General features: G+C 43.1%; 20 protein-coding genes. 2 read left to right on the forward strand and 18 right to left on the reverse strand.

Features of this window, described 5'->3' with window-relative positions; genetic code table 11:
- Positions 1–15 precede the first annotated feature (15 nt).
- From sdaAB to ABFY19_RS11570, 13 genes are all read right to left on the reverse strand, one after another.
- The gene (gene sdaAB / locus ABFY19_RS11510; RefSeq protein WP_418790785.1) at positions 16–684 is read right to left on the reverse strand and encodes an L-serine ammonia-lyase, iron-sulfur-dependent subunit beta; all 669 of its coding nucleotides are present in this window, start codon (positions 682–684) and stop codon (positions 16–18) included.
- Positions 685–722: 38 nt separating this feature from the next.
- Entirely contained in the window at positions 723–1,724 is a 1,002-nt protein-coding gene (locus ABFY19_RS11515) for a 2-hydroxyacyl-CoA dehydratase family protein (protein WP_418790786.1), read from the reverse strand.
- A gap of 45 nt (positions 1,725–1,769) precedes the next feature.
- Positions 1,770–2,735, reverse strand: coding sequence for a GntR family transcriptional regulator (locus tag ABFY19_RS11520; RefSeq protein WP_418790787.1), 966 nt, complete (start codon positions 2,733–2,735; stop codon positions 1,770–1,772).
- A 109-nt stretch (positions 2,736–2,844) separates the two neighbouring features.
- The gene (locus tag ABFY19_RS11525) at positions 2,845–4,410 is read right to left on the reverse strand and encodes an N-acetylmuramoyl-L-alanine amidase (RefSeq protein ID WP_418790788.1); all 1,566 of its coding nucleotides are present in this window, start codon (positions 4,408–4,410) and stop codon (positions 2,845–2,847) included.
- Positions 4,411–4,593: 183 nt separating this feature from the next.
- Complete coding sequence (locus tag ABFY19_RS11530; RefSeq protein WP_418790789.1) at positions 4,594–5,253, reverse strand: GerMN domain-containing protein; 660 nt, start codon at positions 5,251–5,253, stop codon at positions 4,594–4,596.
- Positions 5,254–5,428: 175 nt separating this feature from the next.
- Entirely contained in the window at positions 5,429–5,665 is a 237-nt protein-coding gene (locus ABFY19_RS11535) for a hypothetical protein (RefSeq protein ID WP_418790790.1), read from the reverse strand.
- A gap of 15 nt (positions 5,666–5,680) precedes the next feature.
- Positions 5,681–5,875 (reverse strand): hypothetical protein, encoded by a 195-nt coding sequence (locus tag ABFY19_RS11540; protein ID WP_418790791.1) that lies wholly within the window; start codon positions 5,873–5,875, stop codon positions 5,681–5,683.
- On the reverse strand, positions 5,865–6,551 hold the full coding sequence (locus tag ABFY19_RS11545; RefSeq protein WP_418790792.1) for a PduL/EutD family phosphate acyltransferase: 687 nt from the start codon (positions 6,549–6,551) through the stop codon (positions 5,865–5,867). The genes ABFY19_RS11540 and ABFY19_RS11545 overlap by 11 nt, the downstream gene beginning before the upstream one ends.
- Positions 6,552–6,636: 85 nt before the next feature.
- Complete coding sequence (locus tag ABFY19_RS11550) at positions 6,637–7,494, reverse strand: methylenetetrahydrofolate reductase (protein ID WP_418790793.1); 858 nt, start codon at positions 7,492–7,494, stop codon at positions 6,637–6,639.
- Positions 7,495–7,580: 86 nt separating this feature from the next.
- The gene (locus ABFY19_RS11555) at positions 7,581–8,528 is read right to left on the reverse strand and encodes a metal-dependent hydrolase (protein WP_418790794.1); all 948 of its coding nucleotides are present in this window, start codon (positions 8,526–8,528) and stop codon (positions 7,581–7,583) included.
- A gap of 88 nt (positions 8,529–8,616) precedes the next feature.
- Entirely contained in the window at positions 8,617–8,988 is a 372-nt protein-coding gene (locus ABFY19_RS11560) for a DUF3147 family protein (protein ID WP_418790795.1), read from the reverse strand.
- Entirely contained in the window at positions 8,985–9,374 is a 390-nt protein-coding gene (locus tag ABFY19_RS11565; RefSeq protein WP_418790796.1) for a DUF3147 family protein, read from the reverse strand. Before ABFY19_RS11565 ends, ABFY19_RS11560 begins: the two co-directional genes overlap by 4 nt.
- Before the next feature lie 34 nt (positions 9,375–9,408).
- Entirely contained in the window at positions 9,409–11,007 is a 1,599-nt protein-coding gene (locus tag ABFY19_RS11570; protein ID WP_418790797.1) for a patatin-like phospholipase family protein, read from the reverse strand.
- Positions 11,008–11,189: 182 nt separating this feature from the next.
- Here ABFY19_RS11570 and sigI point away from each other — a divergent pair, with 182 nt between their 5' ends.
- Positions 11,190–11,921, forward strand: coding sequence for an RNA polymerase sigma-I factor (sigI, locus tag ABFY19_RS11575; protein WP_418790798.1), 732 nt, complete (start codon positions 11,190–11,192; stop codon positions 11,919–11,921).
- Positions 11,922–11,934: 13 nt separating this feature from the next.
- Complete coding sequence (locus tag ABFY19_RS11580; protein WP_418790799.1) at positions 11,935–13,158, forward strand: anti-sigma factor domain-containing protein; 1,224 nt, start codon at positions 11,935–11,937, stop codon at positions 13,156–13,158.
- Between the two features lie 58 nt (positions 13,159–13,216).
- Here ABFY19_RS11580 and ABFY19_RS11585 read toward each other — a convergent pair whose 3' ends face one another.
- The 5 genes from ABFY19_RS11585 to ABFY19_RS11605 all read right to left on the reverse strand — a co-directional run bounded on the left by ABFY19_RS11585 (position 13,217) and on the right by ABFY19_RS11605 (position 20,086).
- On the reverse strand, positions 13,217–14,854 hold the full coding sequence (locus tag ABFY19_RS11585) for a methyl-accepting chemotaxis protein (RefSeq protein WP_418790800.1): 1,638 nt from the start codon (positions 14,852–14,854) through the stop codon (positions 13,217–13,219).
- A gap of 40 nt (positions 14,855–14,894) precedes the next feature.
- Entirely contained in the window at positions 14,895–15,584 is a 690-nt protein-coding gene (locus tag ABFY19_RS11590; protein ID WP_418790801.1) for a YkgJ family cysteine cluster protein, read from the reverse strand.
- Positions 15,585–15,602: 18 nt separating this feature from the next.
- Positions 15,603–15,938: a YlbF family regulator gene (locus tag ABFY19_RS11595; RefSeq protein ID WP_418790802.1), complete on the reverse strand. Its 336-nt coding sequence runs from the start codon at positions 15,936–15,938 to the stop codon at positions 15,603–15,605.
- Between the two features lie 90 nt (positions 15,939–16,028).
- The gene (locus ABFY19_RS11600; RefSeq protein ID WP_418790803.1) at positions 16,029–19,172 is read right to left on the reverse strand and encodes a phosphodiester glycosidase family protein; all 3,144 of its coding nucleotides are present in this window, start codon (positions 19,170–19,172) and stop codon (positions 16,029–16,031) included.
- A gap of 47 nt (positions 19,173–19,219) precedes the next feature.
- Entirely contained in the window at positions 19,220–20,086 is an 867-nt protein-coding gene (locus ABFY19_RS11605; RefSeq protein ID WP_418790804.1) for a PHP domain-containing protein, read from the reverse strand.
- Positions 20,087–20,121 lie beyond the last annotated feature (35 nt).

A 20,121-nucleotide genomic window follows, 5' to 3' on the forward strand; every position in this document is an offset into this window, starting at 1 on the left:
CTAAATAAACAGGATTCATAAAGAATCTATCTTAATTATTCCAATAACATCTGGTACCGCTGCCACCTGTTCTTGTATGTCTTCCGTTACCGCTTCATCAGTCTCGATAACCATAAGCTTGTCTACTCCCTTTTGTTCCCTGGCAACATTCATTGAAGTAATATTTATTCCTCTTTGGCCCAAAACCGTTGTTACCTTGCCAATAACCCCCGGCCTGTCCCTGTGCTCCGCCATAAGAGTGGGATAAACACCCCTGATATTAACAAAAAACTGGTTAATCCGGCTGATTACTATATTTCCGCCTCCCACAGAACTACCTTCCACAAAAATGCTCCTACCGGAAACACCGGTTAAGGCTATGGCTGCAGTATTAGGATGGACAGCGCTCAAAAGCTCAGTTTTAAACATAATAACCAAGCCCTCTCGGAAGGCAACAGCCAGAGCATCTCTTATCCTCTCATCATCAGTATTCATGCCCAGGAGTCCTGCAGCTAGGGCCCTATCGGTGCCATGGCCCCGATAAGTTTTGGCAAAGGACCCATATAACACTATTTCGGCCCTAGCAGGGTTTTCCCCTAAGACCATCCTAGCTGCTCTGCCTATCCTAAGCGCACCGGCTGTATGAGAACTGGATGGCCCGACCATTGCAGGCCCAATTATTTCAAAGACACTCTTACCAGTCACCTGTATAAACACACCCCTTTAAGGTAGTATATGCCTTTTTATCGAAGTTTATTGTTTCCCTCTCTCAGCATTTCCACAAATGCATCAATCCTCATTTTAGTGCGCGCATCCAGGTGCGGCGGCCGGTCTCCCTCAACAGTCAGAACAGGGATGTTAAGCCTGCGCCTGATTATCAGGTCCTGTATCTGACGGTAGCAGAAACTTTGGGCATAATGTATCACTCCATGAACATTCCGTTTCTCAATTTCCGCACTTATGTCCTCCAGCCTGCTGAAGATATCATAGGGATAAGTATAAGAGGCATATTGTTCCACAATATCTTGAGTATTAAATGGCATGGTAAACTGTCTCTGAATTTCATTAAATACCACTCGTGCTCCTCTTGATTCGATGTAATCATATAAATCGGTCATTATAGGCGGTACCCCAATATACCCCAACCTGACCGATGCCTCAATTGCCGGGGCGTTTTCCAGATCATTCAGGTACTTGTTCACCTCTTCGGCAAAGACTCCAGGGTCACCATTAAAATCACTGCAGGACACCTGCCATAAGTGATTTTCAATTCCCCTGACTCTGTTTCCCTGCCAGGTATGCTTATCTACCTGCCATACCAGTTTTCTCACGTGGTCCAGGTCTTTCTTTATCCGCCTTACCTGTTCCCAATCCACCCCAAAAACAGTCATCAATTTTTCAATCTGTAGTCTCAACATATCCCTGTCACGATCATAAGGATAAGCAAAAGGGATTATTTTAATCCCTTCCAGTGACAAGGTTTCCATCAATGCATGAGTATTACTGCAATCTCCCTGAGTCACTGCAATCAGAGTATTAATTTCACGGTTCCGGATAGCTGTAGAGTAAATGCCCTTTATCCAAGCACAAATGTTTCGGGGATAGCCGGCAAGTTCCGCCTCCTCCACCAAAGCCTGGGAGCACCCGGAAGTAATAAATATATTGTTCAGGTCTACTGGAATACAGCCTCCTGCAATAACCACCTCAACAGGTATCGTAGTTGTAATCCCCACTTTTTGAGCCACGGTTTTCCTCCCACTTCTGTCTAAGTCTCTTGGAAATGATTCATCTTAGTTACGCTTCAGTTCTAACAGGGCTGTTTTCACCACATTAACAGAACCTGCATCAGGAAAATATCGGAATTCAACTACTTCTTTCCCTTGATTGTTAAGGGCAATTACCTCCTTAAACCTGTTAGGAGATACAACCAATGCATCAACATGGTCAATAAACAACTTTAAGGTTTCAGAATCCTTTGTTGTATTTACCAGCATATGCAAATGATCAATACCGGCTCTATTAAGGGAACTGCGAATCTTTACTGCAAAAGTATCCGAAAGACACACTATCCCCAGCTTTGTTCCCTGAGGCAGCCGGGCTATTCTAACAATAGTATCCATCTGCGGTTCCAGGGCAATGCCAATAATTTCCGGTCCGGGAAGCTTCAGAATATCTTTAACTTCCTGAAGGTGGAAAAATGTTGTCAGTACCAGATCTGTACCGGCAATCAGCTCATTCATCTCAGCGTTTTTTTCCCTGAGGTCCTGCAGCAGTACCGGAACAATTGATACACCGTGTTCAAGGTAAAGACGCTTGCAAAACTGGTCCAACTGCTCCCTATTGCACTCAATAAATACTACTTTGACTTTGCTCAGCATCTCCTTTTTGGCCATTACCCTCTTGGTCGCTGTCACCAGAAATTCATCAATATTGAAACCTAATTCCGCAGCATCCTCAATCGCCATATCAACAATTTTTAGTAGGCGCTCCTTGAGAGATTCTCTTTTGATAACGGCATCGCTGTCGGTAACAAAAGTTCCCCGGCCCTGGGCAGACATTAGGATGCCTTCCGCTTCCAGTTCCTTGTATGCCGCACTAACAGTATTCCTGCTTATATTGAGTCTCTCCGCAAGCTCCCGTTCGGTAGGCACTTGAGTCCCTGCTTCCCATTCACCGTTTTGAATCAGTTTTTTTATCTCATTAATTAACTGCAAGTACTTGGGAACACCTTTGCTGCGGTCAAATTCAATAACCATACTGAAATACCACCACACCTTGTGTTGTATTATCGGATAATTTAATTGTAGCAAAAAAGAGAGGTAAACTATACCCCTCACAATAAAATAATCCTAAATAATTCAGCCTTTAATTACCAGCGGCAAAATAGTCCAGCAACCCTTCTGCTATTCCCTGAGCCACCTCTTCACGAAACTGCTGCTTTTTTAATAATCTTTCATCTGCCGCATTAGACAAAAATGCTGCTTCCACCAGTATTGAAGGCATTTTCGTGTTCCTCAGCACTGCTAGATTGCTTTGTAATACACCTATGTCCCTGGTTTCAAGCGAATCAGCGAGCCGATTCTGAACAAAACCGGCCAACTGCCGTCTTTCAGCATACTGTGCATATAGAACAGGATCAGATGAAGGTGCATAAAAATAAGTAGATGTCCCGTTAGTGAATGATTGTTCAGATGCATTAGCATGAATACTTACAAACACATCGGCGTAAACCTCATTAGCAATTACAGCGCGACCGGTCAGGCTGATAAAAGTATCGTCGTCCCTGGTAAGAATGACTTCAGCCCCAAGAGCTTCCAGGTTGTTCTTGAGAAGCAATGCTGTCTCCAGGTTGAACCCTTTTTCCTCCAATCCGCTTACCCCTATTGCTCCTGGGTCGTATCCTCCATGTCCCGGATCGATAACAATCACTTTATCCTTGATGGATGGTTCGGTTATAGTAACCTTCAATGTGCGGCCCTCATCATTCAAAACTGGTTTATATGCGGAAGTCATGTTAAGGTCAATGACAACACGTACAACCATAGGTGTCAGACTAAACTGAGCAACCCGTATTTGCTCAACATACCGGCCATCTGTGTCAAAGTCCTTAATATCATTTATATCAGTATTTTCAATATCAATAACCAGCCTTTCGGGATTTTTCAGGGTAAACAACTTATACGTTATCTCACCTTCACTCTCAATAACAATGGTTTCCTTCCCATCAACCCGGATGAAGTCAATGTCTTTCAGCACATGGATATTTGTATCCGGGTCGGTTTCGGCAGTTTCGGGTTCTTCGGTTTCGGTAGTTTCAGGTTCTTCGGTTTCAGTAATTTCAGGTTCTTCCGGCTGAGGACCGGAGTGATCATACAGGTCATTGCCATCTCTTGACGGAGTATTAAGAGCATGAACCTCTACAAGCCATCCTGCTATCCATCCTGAACTGCCGTCTGAAGTAATTATCTGATACCACTGATCTTCCTGAGATAAAATAGAAAACTGTTCCCCGGCCCTTGTTTTACTAACAATTTCATAACCAGTTCCCGGCCCGGAGCGAATATTAACTATACTTTCTTTCACAAGCAGATAACGTGATGTCACATAATCGGTTTCCTGGCTTGCATCATTAACGTCTACCAGCCACCCGGCAATCCAACCGTCTTTCGCACTGTCCAAACTGACATTATACCAACCGCCTGATTTTTTTATAATGGAAAACTGCTGGCCCTTGCTAACACGGTCTATTTTACTGAATCCCATTCCCGGCCCTGTTCTTATATTCAGATAACCTGACTTGACAGTAGCCGTTTCCCTTTTCTGGGTAATTAGCACAGCTTCAGCACAATCAACTTGAATAAATGTGCCCAGGAAAAACAGCGTAAATATAATACCTATCAGGAACAATGTCTTGCACTTTTTCTCCGCCAATTGTGCCACCCCTTCCGACATCAGGACATTCCCATCTTACTAAATATTAGAAATATCCCTTGTCTCTAGGGTTCGACATGCTTGTCGAAATTCCTGCAGCCATGACGAAAAATATACAAATATATGGAAGATATGCTCACTGCTTATAAATATTTACCGTGCTCTTATGCTTGGAAACGGCTCCTATTTAAAATTTTTTATAATCTGGTAATTGCGTCCAATAGGTGCTGATAAGTCCATGTGACCCGCTAATGTGTCAATCTTATGTCCCTCTATTAGAATTTCCACTTTTTCAACTGTGGAAAACTGAGTTAGGGTATTTACCAATGAATATACCGTTAGGATTTCTCCACTGGAGCCACCCCAGTGATTGTCTCTGAACTCTCTGCTCAGGTCAACGGTGCAGAGGCCGTCTTCAATATTAATGCCTAAAATCCTGGTACCTTCCGGAATAGTTGCCGACAGTGCATTCTCCTGAGGGCCGTTAATCAATTGCTGCACTGCAGCCCTTGCCAGCCCTGGCACCATAGTAATTTCCCTAGTCTCTGTTTTTAGATAATCACCACTTTGGTCTGCAAAACAAAGCGCCAAGGTAATTTTTGGTGCTTCCACAGCTCCAGGGTCTGTCTCTTTAAGGGCTTGCCTTTCATTAACTGCTTGTCCTTTGTCAGCAGTATTTTCCGTACTTTCCGGTTTCTCCCCGGTTATCATGCTGTAATGTGTTTCCTTAAGCCTATTCAGAGAATACTTATCAGTTTCTGTACAGCCGACCGTCAGCCCAAGCATTAATAAAACCCCCAGCCCAGCAAACAATTTTTTCCCGCTCACCTTAGTTAAAATCACAACCTGTCCCCCCTAATTTGTTTTGTATAGTTGTCCCTTTTCACTACACTATATTAGGGCGAACAAATTAATATGCTACTTTTTAATAAACAAATAGTAAATAAGTTAATTCCCTAAGCCTAATAAGGGGGGCATCCCACACTTTTGGGACACCCCCCTTACTTTTATCATCTTATTATTTTATAGCAGTTTGAACAGCTTTGTTAAGATAGCCCTCCAGAAAATCACCGGTCTGTGGACCTATGTCTGAATAAAGGACATTCCCCTTGCCATCCAAGATAACAATATGAGGAATATAGTAAACATTGAACTGCCTGGCAAGGGGGGAAGCCTCGGTATTATTGGTATCGGCAATAATAAACTGAACATCTTCTCCGTATTTTTCTTCAAGAGCCAGCACCACCGGCTCCATGTCCCGGCAAGCCGGTCAGGTTGCTCCATAAAATTCAAGAAAAACAGGTTTCCCAGTTTCAACAGCCTTAGCAAACTTCCCTGCAGGATCAGAAGTTGCGGTGAGCTTGCCCGCGCTTTCCCGTCCGGAATTTATATATGAAACTGCATAAATAACTCCTAATGCAAGCACTATAAGTATCAAAATAATTTTTATCCTATTAATCTTCATATGTAGTCAACCCATCTTCCATATGATTTATCAAGTCACTTAAGAAATCACGCTTTGCCATATCCTTCTCTGCAGCAGCCATTTTACAAAGGCACCCCTGCAACATCTCTATATTCTGCTCATTCATAATATTTATTATCTGTTCCAGACGAATCAGTTTATCATTTATCCTGAATATTTGAACCTTGTCCTCTGTCCGCAAACCCGCCGCATTTGCTTCATCATAATCAATGTGCATTTCCGTATGATCGTTCAGTTCCGAAATCCGTACCAAGACATGGTCAAACACCAAGCTTCTCTCACCCCTGACAACAACTATAGCCGAGTCCTTAAATTTAAAGCCCAGTTTTGAGGCATCTTTAACACTCATATGTATATGCCTGTTAGGAATAATCACAGATTCAGGTATATAAAACTCTTTATCTTCTAATATAAGGGTTATTCCGGGAGTACCGTCCAATTCGCCCGACAGGCGTACCGGAGGTGAAATGCCCAGAATACGTCCATCAGTTTTAGAAATTTCGACCTGAGTCCTTTCCCGGAGACTGCTGACTAAGGCAACGTGAGGAATCTCACCCTTGGGTCCCCTTATGGTCAAGCGTTCCTTGGCAATAAATATTCCGGCTAAGGAAAGGTCTTTATCCTTGGTCAGCTGATACCCTGAGCCAAAAATCATTTCTAGGTCACCTGGCGATAGATGTATATGCCTTCCTGAAACACCTACATTTATTAGAATAATAATCCCTCCCTGTTATTTCCTTTTAGCTAATGAGGCTTAAGGTATGCTCAATAATTTCATTGGAAGCCTTAACATCTCCTAAAGCCATAATGTGTATTCCGTCTATATGTTTATATACCTTAGCAACGAATTCACAAGCCACAGCAGCTCCTGACACACCTTCACGGATTTTAGACAAAACTTCATCCGGAATTTCAATACCATCAACACTGGCATTCATATATTCCGCCATTTTGATAGTCTTCAGCGGCATCAAGCCAATAATCACAGGTTTACCGAATTGCTTCATTTTCTCTGCAAAAGCTATTGTTTTCTCAACATCATAACAGGGCTGGGTTTGAAAGAAATCAACACCAGCCTCTACTTTACGCTTCGCCCGGCTGTAAACCGCATCCATATTAGCTCCGACAGCGCTGGTTGTGCCACTGATCATGAAGTTTGTCGGCCCCTTAAATTCTTTTCCGTTGGCATCTAACCCTTTGTTCATTTCCTTAATAAGGCTTATCAGCGAAATAGTATTCAGGTCATAAACAGCTTTTGACTGAAACGGGCCATGATGCGGCGGGTCACCGGTTGTTGGCAGAAGAAATCTGATCCCCAGTGCTGCTGCTCCTAAAATATCTGCCTGTGTCCCCAGAAGACTGCGATCACGGCACGTAAAATGTGGAATTGTATCAATACCAAGTTCAGACTGTACTATATGGGCTAATGCAATAGAATTTATCCTAAGCCTGGCCATAGGACAGTCATGAATATTTATGGCATCAAGCTTAATATAAGACCTAGCCTTCTCCAGGGCAGTCCGGACATCCGTCCCATCAGCAGGTCCTAGTTCGGTGGTAATAACAAACTGTTTTCCCAGTTTATCCTTTAATCCCATACACTATTCCCCCTTTAAATCAATTTAATTCTGATTATTCTAGCTCCTTCCCGGTATTCCTGCCATTATTTAAAAGTAATAGTATACTATCCCAGAACACGGATTTTTCGGTGCTTGTTATAGGGCTGAAAAACCGCATCCACTATTGTCTGGCTCTCATCAAAAATTACTGTGGCATTGTGGAGAAAATCCTCACGAAAAAAATACCTGAGGTCACAAAATCTGATAATGTGTTTCCCTTCTTCAAGACAATGAGAAATATGAAAATATGGTGTAAAACTCTGAAACAACTCTCCAAGCCTGCTTTTGAGGGCCTTACCTATCAATGGGTTTTGCGGGGCTTTTTCAAGTATTTTTTTAATCCCCGGCTTTGGGGAAAAGTGTCTTATTTCACCAACTATATAGCTTCCCGAAGTTTCAATTAGGAAATACCAATTCCAGAGGCTAACCATAGCTGGCATAACAATTATCCTGCAGATATCATCCTCGACAAACTGCCGTTTCAGCATACGATACACCCTCTGCCTCATATAAAATCGGCTCCCCAGGTATATCGTAACCAGCCAAAATGCAGCCTGCGCAATCACCCCGGGCATACCTGGCCAAAATATTACCACAGCAAAAATCATAATTATTATCGGATCAGCAACTACCAGCAAATTCAATGTATACTTTTTCCGGGAAAAAGGCCAAAGTACTTTGGCACCATAAGAATTTAAGATGTCCAAGACAATATGTGATAATGCTCCCAAAAAAGTCCATATAAAGATAAGGCCTGGATTTATGCCGCCCAACAGCAGCCACAATACTGCCGCAATAAAGCCGGACATAATCAATGTTCCAGGAATTGAATGTGATGAACCCCTGTGATGTTTTAGATAAGGCACATCGCCAAAAAATCTAACAACAATATCTATATCAGGTGCCAGCGCTCCAAGCACCACACCCAGATGCACCGGGTTACTCAGAGCAAACTTGTCGCCCGTAAGTGCAGCAACACCGACTCCTACCAATGCATGTGTCAATGGGTCCATTAATATCCCTCCCCGACCGGTATAGAACTCTAAAATTATACCACATCCGGACCTGGTATTTCTAAAGGGAAATAGTGTAATAGTGCCATTATAAGGAGCGGCGGCCTTTACGACTGCAGCCTATTAGGTTGGTCAAGGTTGCAACTGCCAGCCAGACTATAAGAGAAATGCCGAGCCCCAATGGCCAGGAATTAAGGATGCTGATGAAATACAGAGCTGAAAGGACACATGCGGCGCATCCGATCATACCTGCCACAGCTCCCCTGGCCACAGCTGCCGCCACCCCGTTTCCATCACGCACTCCGGCCATAGAAACAGCTGCTACCATAACCACAGGGAAAGCTGCAAACACCCCGCTAATAAACTTAACCGGTACATATAGCGAAACAATCCAACAGGTTATTACTGCCAGTCCACCCATAAAAAATCGCAAACCAATCTCTATTACATCATTTTTCATCCTAACCACCCCAAAAAGCCTGTCTTCATAACAGCCAAGTAAAAAACGGAAACAAAAACCAGCCATACCATCAGGGCCCGTACTAATCCTTTCTGCCAGCCATGTCTAACTATAAATACCGATGCCGCCACAGTACACACAATATTGGCCAACATCCCAACCAAAGCACCTTTGGATACTTCCAGCACCAGGGGAACCCCCTCACCTAAAGGGGCTCCCGCTGAAACTGTGATAATAGCCGCCAAGTAAACTGCCGGAAAGGCTGCAAATATTCCTCCCCACCGGCCTCCGATACGCTTGGCCAAAATATAAGCAACCGCAACGGCTCCCCCGCCCAGAACAAAACGGACAAGGAAACCTGCGGCTGTTAAACCGTCAGTATTCATTTTCCTCTCCCCCTTAGTTAATATGATACGACTGTTACCTGTTAAGTGCAACACTTCTCTTTGTCCAGTTAATAGTTCTATTTACAAAATATTTGCCTAAGCTCACCGTAAACATCCTTAATAACGTGAGCCTGCCAATTTCTTTTCCCGGAAGGTCAGGCCTCATGCCAAATAACCTTGGCCCTAAATCTTCCATTAAGAGAGGAACAGAATTATCTAACAGTTTCTGAATTATTTTTTTGTTAATTTTTATGGGAAGCCGTTCCTCACTGCAGATAACCAGCTTATCAAGTTCTCTCTCCTTTTTCAGCCAGCGCCTTGCATAAGTACACCCCACATTATAGTCATGTTTCATAAACCCCGACCCGAGAAATCCGCCAAAATTGCCAAAAATCACGCCGGCAAGTTCTTTTTCAGCATTCCTGGGAGATATCATTTCCACAGTAATATCCTGTTTGTTGCGCAGGTCGGCAACCTGTTCCAAAAGATAACAGTACTTGATAAACAAATCCCTGTTCTCTACCTGGGCTATTTCATTCCTATACAAATTTCCGATGCGTTTCTTCTCTGCATCAAGATAAGTCCCTGGGTCAATGTCAAGGATTTTTTGCCCCTTAAACCAGGCCACTTCTTTACACAGACCGTCCAATACACCTGCTTTTTCCTGAGGAATTTTCTGAGAATTCCATAAGTCTGCCATTGCGTTAACAAAAGAATTCTTCCATTGAATCCGGCGGTTTACTTTTTCCAACAACAAAAGGTCTTTGTAAAGAGTTTGATTGCGGGGTATGGTCCAGATAGCCCTTGCTGCAACATCGAAAGCATCGCTGTTTCCACTCCACGACTCTTCTCCCGGCGGCGCCGGGTCAACAACCAGGAAAACCCGTTCATAATCTTCACCCGGATTGTTATCCGGCAATTCACTTACCATCTCAATTGCTTTGTTTAGCGGCTGGTTGTTTACTATACCTCCATCAGAATAATGATATGGTCTTTTTCCCTTTTCCAAGGTAAAATTATATTTAGAGACTCTGGGAAAATCATTTTCTAATCTTGTTATCGCTTTTGGCTCAAAGGCAACAGGAAAAGCACTTGATGCGCGAACAGCATCACGCAGTTCCTTCCATTGGGAAAATTCACTATATACCCTGAATTTTAATGCATCTTCATAGCTGACAGCGCTAATGGAAAACTCATCGGTTCTTGCCGTATGAATCCGGTATTTGATTCCCTCCAGGTTAGTAGTCACGGCAACAAAACTGACAGAATCATAATGACTCGGATATTTGATACTACCGACAGCCGGCGGGCAAAGATATTTTTCAATTAGCTTCTCAACTTTATTTCCCGAAAGTAATGACCTTTCTCCGCGACTTAAAATCAGCAGGTCTTCCAGTTTAACTTCCATCCAGGCCTCTCCAATTATGGCAGGATCAATGCCATATACTAATGTTAATGCTGTCAAGGCTCCTGTCAAGGCCCCGGCTGAAGCTCCGGCTATAACATCTATTTCCAGCCTGGGATAAGCATTCTCCAATATATGCTTCACAATTTCATAGGCAACCCCTGCCTCAAAACTACCCAAAGATACACCCCCTGTAAAAACTAAGGCAATTTTTCTTTTACGGGTCATAATATACTTAGCCTCCCTTTTTCAGTATATTATGCAAAAATCCACGGCTCCGTCTAACAACGGAATATATTTCCTTTTATTAAATGTTTACAATTTTGGACAGGATTTGAAGGTGCTTTTGTCGAACTTAACCCACAGAAAACTGTAAAAACTAACGTATATAAAAACAAGAAGGTGTTAATATGGCCCCAGTAAGCAATAACAGCGATGTTTTACAAGTAATCAGCAGAATTCAAACTGGCGACCAGAATGCCCGAGAAGACTTCCTTAATGAATATAAACCTTTTATAGCCAAAACCGCTATGAATCTCTGTAAGCGTCCCCTGCAATGGGAACACAGTGACGAACTAAGTATAGCCCTGATTGCATTTAATACTGCTATTGATACATACAATATCCAAAAAGAGATTCCATTTCTGCCTTATGCAAAAGTTGTCATTAACAACAGGTTAAAAGACTTATTCCGCAAAGAATCGCGTTTACGTATAGAATGTTCATTTGATATGGAAGACACTGAAGGGAAGATTTCCAGTCCCGCTGAGATTCAGTCTGCCTGTACAGAATTTAGAAACCGAACTATTGAGGACGAGCGGCGGGAAGAACTTGAAGAATATGAGACTCTGTTAGAAAAATTCGGGGTTGATTTTGAAGCACTGGTAGAGGTTTCACCAAAACACAAGGACTCACGGCAGACACTGTTCAAAGTTGCCGGCTTTATTGCCGAGCAGGAACAAATAATGGAACAATTGCTGGCAAAAAAACAGCTTCCCATCAGTGAATTAATTTTAAAAACAGGGGTAAATCGCAAAACCCTTGAAAGAGGACGAAAGTTCATTATAGCTACCTCTCTGGTCCTATATTATCCAATGCAGTTTCCATACCTGTATTCGCATATTAATCAGGGAACTGATTGAAAGGGTGTTTTCTATGAAAATCCGGGGACTTGTTGTTAAAGTAAAAAGTCCATATTATATTATCCTCACAAATAACGGCACATATCATAAAGTACCTATTTCAGGCAATCCATCAGTAAATGTGGGGACCATGGCAGAATTTTCGACTGCCGTCAAGCCATTCCCCAGCTGCCGTTTTCTAATACAAGCAGCACTGGCAGCCTCTCTGCTGATAGTTTTCATGGGCTTCGGCATCTATAACATGTTTCCGGGAGCTGAACCTGCAGCTTATGTTTCCCTCGACATAAACCCCAGCATAGAACTTGAAATAGACAATGACCTTAAGGTAACCGATATCAGTTTGTTAAACTCTGATGCCGCAAAATTAATGGCGGGAATGTCCCTCAAAGGATCGAATCTGTCCACAGCAGTTCAGCTAATAATGTCCAGGGCACTGCAAAACGGCTACTTGAAGCATGGCGAAAAAAACCTTGTCTTATCTACGATTACTCTCAACAAAAACCCGGAAGGGAACCTTGACTTTGAGAACCTGGCAAGATGCTTGGAAAACCCCATTGTCAACGAGGCTATTGATATGGAATTGGTCATTGCTGCAGCAGATAAAACTCTTAGAGATGAAGCTGACAAACAAGGCTTATCTACCGGGAAAATGCTGGTATATAAAGATGCGCTCCAATCCGGTAAAAAATTGACCTTGCTTCAGGTTAAACAAAATAGTGTAATTCAACTGCAAAATCAGCTCAGGGTCGAAATCCTAAAAAATTACCAGCAGCGAGTTATCCGAAAAGTTCATGTTGCCGGCAAACAGGCTGAAAACGGAAATGAGAACAGTAACAATCTAACAAATGACGCTAAAGACAAAAATCAAAAAAACAAAAATGGAAATCAAATACATACCAACCAAAATAATAGTGACAACAGCTCATCTGGCAAAACTCTAAAAGACAGCTCATCACAGGTAAATAAAAACCAGCCGGAAGTTCTGCAGGCAGAACAAAACATGGAACAAAACCAACTATTAGATCAAAATCAGGAACAAAATCAGGAGCAAAACCAACTGTTAGACCAAAATCAGGAGCAAAACATTCAGGAAGAACAACCGGAACAGCATATTGAAGAGATTTTTACCGGCAGCGAGGGACAAAGCGGAATAACAGAAACCAATACGGTGGACAGCGAAAAAAAACAGGATTCTAACACTAATACATCAACAAGTTCTTCTGAAGGACACAGCTAAAATAATCCAATAACAAAATTAGGGCGGCCCTTTCATTGATTGGGCCGCCCTAATTTTATTACTTCACTGTAAACCGTTCAACCAGTTTCTCCATTTCCAGTGCCGCTTCCGACAGGGAGCTTGCATTTCCTGTAAGACGTTCAATGGCAATTGCCTGTTCATCAATGGAAAAAGAAATTGCTTCCGCTGACTTGAAAGTTTCTACAGCTACATCCCTGCAGTTATTAAGGTCTTTGCCAAGTTTGGTGCTGGATTCATTAATTTCGGAAGCCATGCCAAAGGTTTCCTTTAACTGTTCTGAAAGCAGTTCAACTGCCTGAATTAACCCGTTAATAGATGCACCAATGTCATTAAGGGCCTGTGTCCCTTTTTTGACTTCCCCAACCCCTCTTCTCATTACCAATACCGCTTCAGAAGTTTTCTTCATATTGTTGGTAATAATATTTTTGATCTCCTTAGCAAAAACCGCAGAAGATTCTGCTAAGGTCCTTACTTCCTCAGCAACAACTGCAAAACCAATACCGTGTTCCCCTGCCCTGGCAGCCTCTATGGCTGCATTAAGGGCCAGCAAATTTGTTTGTTGAGCAATCTCTGTGATAGTATTTATAATTGTTTCAATCTCTAAAGACTGTCCCGCCAAATCTTCGATTACTTGAGCTGTATGTTCAAACGAATAGTATACTTTCTGCATTTGCCTTTCTGAAGCACTGAGATTGTGTATGCCATCAGCAGCTTTTGCCATGAATGCCTCCGACCGTTCTAAACCATCCCGCGAAAAGCTCAGCATGTTCTTAACAGCAGCAGTAACCTCCATTCCAAAATTCCTGGCTGAATCCAAACTGTCCAATTGGTTTTTAGCCCCGGTGGCAAGTTCCTGGGAAGTGGTGGCAATCTGTGTTGATGCTTCAGCAAGTTGTGATGTTGAACTGCACTGGTCATCACTGGTCATACTTATTCGCTGGGCAAAATCCTGAAGTGTTTTTATAATTGAGCCCAACCCAAAACTAATATTATTAATTCCAAAAATAATCCGACCTATTTCGTCTCTGGAATGGGGCTCCAAACTCCTGGTAAGGTCACCTTCAGATATTGCCTTAGTACCCTCAATGGCAATTGCCGATACAGCCAAAATCTTGTGCTTAACAAAAAGTGCAGCTAAAATACTTGCAACCAAACCTGCTCCAAAAACAATGGCCGGATGGAATCGCAAAAGATATAAAATTATTGTGCCTAAAACAGGTAACACCGTAGCCAAAGAAAGCTTGTATGACAGGGAGTAGTCCTCAATAACACTGCCAATCCTGAGAGAGTAAAGTTTTTTGCCATTGGCATAAACCGGACATGATGCATCCAAAAGCACTTCCCCTGTATTGCGGTAATAGACCTGAAGCAGAGGTTCTGCAGTCTGAGCAGCTTTAATTCCCGCCTCATCACTGAAAACATTTCCTTCCCTAAGGCGGTTAGTATGTATCAGCGCTGTCCCCTGTTCATCAACTATGAGTATGTACTCAAGGTCTCCCAATTCCCGTTCAAACAATAAGCGCAGCTGCTTATCAACTTCCTGAAATGCTTTATTTCCTTCTACTAGATAACCACATTCCCCGGCTATTTCCACAGCTCTGCGCAGCAGTCTGGAAGCCTTTTGGCTCCTCAAAAGCCGCTGTTCATTAGATATACCGCTTCTCACTTTGTCCATGCCCATCCCCCAGTTGCCAAAGAATCTGATTAATATATAGTTAAGACTTTTTTTCGACAATTTCTCTGAAAACCCTCTTTTTTTCTGTTAATTTGTGCCACAATCGGGAATTGCATAAATCTATCAGCTTGACCTGGTCATATGAAACAGCTCCTGCAAAAGGGGTGGGACAATAATCCCTGATATCCGGAGCAGGTAAAATGCCTTCATGTATAATAGGATTATTGTTTTTATCTCTAAATTTAAACCATTTCCTAACTAATTCGTCTTCCCCGGCATTGATGATTTCTTCTCTTAATTTATTGGCATTGCGCGTTGCCGGACAGCAAATAAAGGTCTGGCATACCAATGGCCGTTTTCTGTAGTTACTGCAAATCCCCAGGGAATTATCCAGGTAACGGCATCTCTCTAATTCGTCTAAACTCATAGTTATGTCCACAACCCTGCCCTCAACATAAACGTGGAGCATTTCACAAACAAATTGCCGAAATTTGCCTTCCGACATATTTAATACATCTATCAGAGTAACGGGGATGCGCTCCTGACAGCATAAGTCACAGCCGAAACAGGAATCTGTCTCCGGATTACGGATACGACAGTATTTAGCCGTATCTATAAAGTTATTGACCGCATCAATGTACTCCTGAACCGTTGCCCCGGGGTCGGTTACTTCAATGTCATACCCTATCTTGCCATCTATCAATACCGGTATTACTTTAACCCTGTCCAACAATAATCACCTTCATAATTATTTCTCTCCCAGCTTAAGGACATTAATTAATATTCTTTGCACATCAGCCATCATTGTATTAAAACGAAGTTCTGCTTCCATAAAATCTTTGATTACCTGATTAGGAATCATAATTTCATACATCTTCTTTAATTGCTTTATCTTTTCCTCCGGGACAGTCAGTCCCGCCATATGCATTTTCTGGAGTTCAAACTGCTGCTGGCGGTAATCGGCAAACATTTTTTTTGTCCGCTCGTCAGCCTCTATTCTGTTTTTATTCTTTTTCAGCATTTTATATTGCTCTGATTCAAGGATTGCTTTAGCAAGCACATTAGCCTGGTCATAAACATTCAATTCACATGCCCCCTTTACCATTCAATTATATGTAAAGATTTAGGCCTTTGACACCCCCCAATAAAATAACATCGAGGTAAGGCCATAGCCTTACCTCAAAATATAATATTCTAATATTCTTGACATAACCACTGCAGCCTCTGCCCTGTTAGCCGTGTCATTAGGTCTGAATAAGCCTTGATTCCCCTCCATAATACCAGTAACTTTGGTATCCCTTATAGCCTGTATGGCCCATGGCTGAATATTTCGCCAGTCGGAGTAGTTGGAAGGCTGGCTGCTGTCAGGAAGACTCAGCGCCTTATCCATGATTACTGCCATTTCAGCTCTGCTAATATTTTTATTCGATTTGAAGGTTCCATCAGGATAACCTTGGACAATACCACGGTTAACAGCAGCACCGATACTGCCTGCAGCCCAATCAGGAATTTCATCTATGAACATTGTTCCTGAAGTCTCTTGGGTCCAACCAAGTGTCTTTGTCAGCAGGGTCACAAATTCAGCCCTGGTAACCCCCTTGCCTGGAAGGAACCGTTCATCAGGATAGCCGTTAATAATCTTTGCTGCAGACATCCGGATAATCAAGTCCTCTGCCCAACTGCCACTAATATCTGTAAACTGCGGGACAGGCCTTACATCTTCCATCAGTCCCACAATACCAAATTCATCTGTTTTCGCAATAATTGTTTGGCTTATGCTGTCAACTATTGCAGGAACCCGTTTCCATACAGATTTGTCCTGATCCCATAACAGTACCTGAAGTCTGGTTAAATTACCTGTTCCCTCTGCCTTAAACCTGATTTTCATGGAAGCGGGAAGAGTCTTGGCATCATCACCATTGGCTTCTCCGCTAATCCTGTATAGGGGCATAACGGGATTATAGCCAGGTGTCGGGGTACCTGTACTCAATATTTCCCCGGCGGTAACATTATATAATGCCGAACCTGCCGGATTACCAAAAACTATTTCCAGACCGTCACCAATTTCCAATGAAGCGGCAACTCCCGGCATAACTGTTGTTTCCACAGAAATCGGAGTCCTTTCCTCCTGTCCCGGTTCTAAGGAATCAGGAGGGCCGATTAAAGAAATTTCATCCAGAAAAATAACACCCTTATCCTTGCTCCCGCCATCAATTTCAACCAAATATATATCAGAAAGCTTTAATGGCATTTTTAACCCGGCAGGAATACTCGCAGTTATATGTTTCCATCCCTTCCAATCAACACGGGTAAAATCCAGAAGTTTTTCCGTACCCGCAGCATCAGTAACCCGGGCCCTTAACCAGTGTCCATTGCCGCCGTCCCCTTTTACCCAGATACCTATGCCGAACGGCTGACCTGGCAGTTCCAAACCATCGTCAAATCTTCCATAAGCCGCCCTGGTATTTCCTGTAGAGGTAAAATCATATTCCAGCATAGCTGCCCCGGCACCCCGGAAGACATGTGAATCCTCGGCTGTCAGTTGAAAACTGCCCAGAACCCCTTCAGGATAACCATGAAAACTGATTTTCTTTACTGCCTCAAAACCGTAAAACTGTTTTTCGACCCTGCCCACACTAACCCTGACAGTGGTTGTTGTGGAATCCACCTTAACTACCAATTCTCCTGAGGACAGTTTATTAACTGCAGTGAACTTTTCCCCGCTTATGGCTCCAATATCCCCTTTAACCTGAACTTCATATTCACCCGGCTGAAGCATAAAAGTTTGGCCCTGCTTGGTAGTAAGTTTAACACTCAAGTTAACACTCTCTCCCGGGCCTAAAGCAATCATAGCCGGAGTAACCTCGACTTTGGAAATATCGCCACTGCCAAGTATCTGAACAGGGTACTCCTGGGTAATATTCTTAAAAGCAGCCTTTACAGATGCTTTTCCGCTTTGGGTTGCTGTAAATTCATTGTTTACAAATGTACCCAAACGGGGGGATATTGTCCAGCTAATATCGTCCGGTTCTACAGCATACGGGTTATAATGTTCATCATACCCCTTTGCTGTGAATGTTTTTTTAGTCCCAACCAAGAGATAAGAAGGCCCCGTAATTCTAAGGCCTGCAAAATCCGCGGCAGGGGCTGTTGATAATATTCCAATGGCTGTGGGTATAGACCTCTCAGAACCATAGACAGGCTTATTCACCAGTGATGCTGACTCCTCACCCAGCTGCCTCACTGACATTGTGGAAGACCCTCCGCCGTCCAGATTTAGAGCGGTCCATGCTCCTATAGAAATCATAAAATCGGCAAGTTCCTCCTGAGTCATGCCCCGGCTGGAATTTCCGCCATCAACAACAACCAGGTACAGTGTCTTACCATCGGCAGATGTGCCAATTGATGTCCTGGCCTTGTTACCTGTAATATTCTGAGAAAACCAGTGCCTCTTCCCATTTTGAACAAGAAGGGCCTGTCCGCCTACGGCAGAAAAAAGGTTGTCAGGAACAGCCTGGTAAACCGCCTGGACAGGGTCCCCAACTTTGAAGTTTGCAGTCAGATATTGCCCTGCTGTACCATGCCCTGCCAGGACATATCCTCCGGGAGGAATCGGTGTTTTAGACTGGTCAACCCTGATTTCTCTAACTATATCGTTTTCCACAACCATTTCCACCATGCCGGTCAGTCCTGAAATAGGCCCCCGGCTCTGGTAAGACCACTTTGGGGTATACATATTGAGCCTATTGAGGTCACTGTTCTGACCCTCCGCAATCAAGTATGCAGGTTTATTTATGCCAAATAGCTGATGCTCTGCTCCCGTAGGAGCCGTAACCGTCCCATTAAAACCAAATATATCAAAAACAGGAACATTATCATTAGTCATCCCAAAAGCGTACATATCATTTCTCTGAGCAGGAGATGTTATCATTTCACCACTTTGTATCGTAATACCTATGGGGGCCTTTTCCGACATCTGGAAGAAGTCACCATTAATAGCAGCAACCGCACCGGCTTCTCGCGCCAGGTTAGTTGTACTCTTATTAGACGTAATTACTCCCTGACTCCCGGCAATGGTATCCACTTTCACATACTCATTGGTCAGGTCAACTGTCATTACATAGACACTAAGAGCACCATTAGTTGTTTGGATATTCAGCCTCTCAATATTAACCCCTTCGGCTACAGGTTCACTTGTCGAAGTCCTGGATACTTCTATATAGCCCCAGGCAAACCCTGAAGGCAGCAGCATCGTCAATACAAACACAAAAAAAGTCGTCCATGCCGCAAGTCTTTTAAATAAACTCCTGGCCTTCAATCTCAATCCTCTCCCCAACAATTTATTATTTTAAACATAATTTGCTTTTATGTTCCAGTTCTTTTTTTGCTCCATATATTTTTCATTTTGGCTAAGAGGTCATACCTGACTACTAAATCTCCCCCTCCTTTGCCAATCGATATATGAGGTTTATTGTCACCGTGAAAATCACTGCCTCCTGTAACCAGCAGGCCTTTTAGGGCTGCCATAGCAACATAATAAGCGGTCTGTTCTGCCGTATGAGTGGTGTAATAAGCCTCAATGCCCAAAAGCCCCCGCTCCTGGAGTTCCCCTATAAGAAGCTCAAACTCCTCTCCGCAATTTACCTTCAGATAACCGGGGTGTGCCAGAACCGGAATTCCTCCGGAATTTAAGATCATTTGTATTCCTTGGTCGGGGCTTATTTTGTCCTTTTTAACATAAGCAGGCTTCCCCGCGCCCAGATACAGATCAAAAGCTTCATCAACACAGGTTACATATCCCTTTTTTTTAAGAACGGCTGCAAAGTGAGGTCTGCCGACAATAACCCCTCCCGATTCCCGGATAACTTCATCCATATTAATATCAAAACCCAACTGCCTGAGCTTTGCAACTATCTTGGGGTTTCTGCGATCCCTGTTTCCCTTAAGTCCGGCAAGCTCCCGGGATAATTTGCTGTTCTCAGGGTCAACATAATACCCCAGAATGTGCATTTGACCGGGATAATCGACACTTAATTCCACTCCCGGAACCACTTCTATACCGGCCCTTAATCCGGCCTCCAGGGCTTCCGGCAGCCCATCAACAGTATCATGGTCCGTAATAGCAACAGCCCTGAGTCCGCTCCTGGCAGCATAAAATACTGTTTTCTCAGGAGTCATTGTGCCATCTGATGCCGTTGTATGTACATGCAAATCAATCAATTCAACATCCATGTTAATCTCCTATTTTCATAATAATTATATCCTGA

The sequence above is a fragment of the Phosphitispora sp. TUW77 genome, assembly GCF_048453025.1.
Lineage (GTDB): Bacteria > Bacillota > Thermincolia > Thermincolales > UBA2595 > Phosphitispora.

Coding starts and splice junctions, on each gene's coding strand:
- ABFY19_RS11570 (WP_418790797.1), bottom strand. CDS start 11,007: ATGACCCGTAAAAGAAAAATTGCCTTAGTTTTTACAGGGGGTGTATCT.
- sigI (WP_418790798.1), top strand. CDS start 11,190: ATGGCCCCAGTAAGCAATAACAGCGATGTTTTACAAGTAATCAGCAGA.
- ABFY19_RS11585 (WP_418790800.1), bottom strand. CDS start 14,854: ATGGACAAAGTGAGAAGCGGTATATCTAATGAACAGCGGCTTTTGAGG.
- ABFY19_RS11565 (WP_418790796.1), bottom strand. CDS start 9,374: ATGAATACTGACGGTTTAACAGCCGCAGGTTTCCTTGTCCGTTTTGTT.
- ABFY19_RS11535 (WP_418790790.1), bottom strand. CDS start 5,665: ATGGAGCCGGTGGTGCTGGCTCTTGAAGAAAAATACGGAGAAGATGTT.
- ABFY19_RS11580 (WP_418790799.1), top strand. CDS start 11,935: ATGAAAATCCGGGGACTTGTTGTTAAAGTAAAAAGTCCATATTATATT.
- ABFY19_RS11555 (WP_418790794.1), bottom strand. CDS start 8,528: ATGGACCCATTGACACATGCATTGGTAGGAGTCGGTGTTGCTGCACTT.
- ABFY19_RS11520 (WP_418790787.1), bottom strand. CDS start 2,735: ATGGTTATTGAATTTGACCGCAGCAAAGGTGTTCCCAAGTACTTGCAG.
- ABFY19_RS11605 (WP_418790804.1), bottom strand. CDS start 20,086: ATGGATGTTGAATTGATTGATTTGCATGTACATACAACGGCATCAGAT.
- ABFY19_RS11540 (WP_418790791.1), bottom strand. CDS start 5,875: ATGAAGATTAATAGGATAAAAATTATTTTGATACTTATAGTGCTTGCA.
- ABFY19_RS11550 (WP_418790793.1), bottom strand. CDS start 7,494: ATGGGATTAAAGGATAAACTGGGAAAACAGTTTGTTATTACCACCGAA.
- ABFY19_RS11560 (WP_418790795.1), bottom strand. CDS start 8,988: ATGAAAAATGATGTAATAGAGATTGGTTTGCGATTTTTTATGGGTGGA.
- ABFY19_RS11545 (WP_418790792.1), bottom strand. CDS start 6,551: ATGATTTTTGGCTCAGGGTATCAGCTGACCAAGGATAAAGACCTTTCC.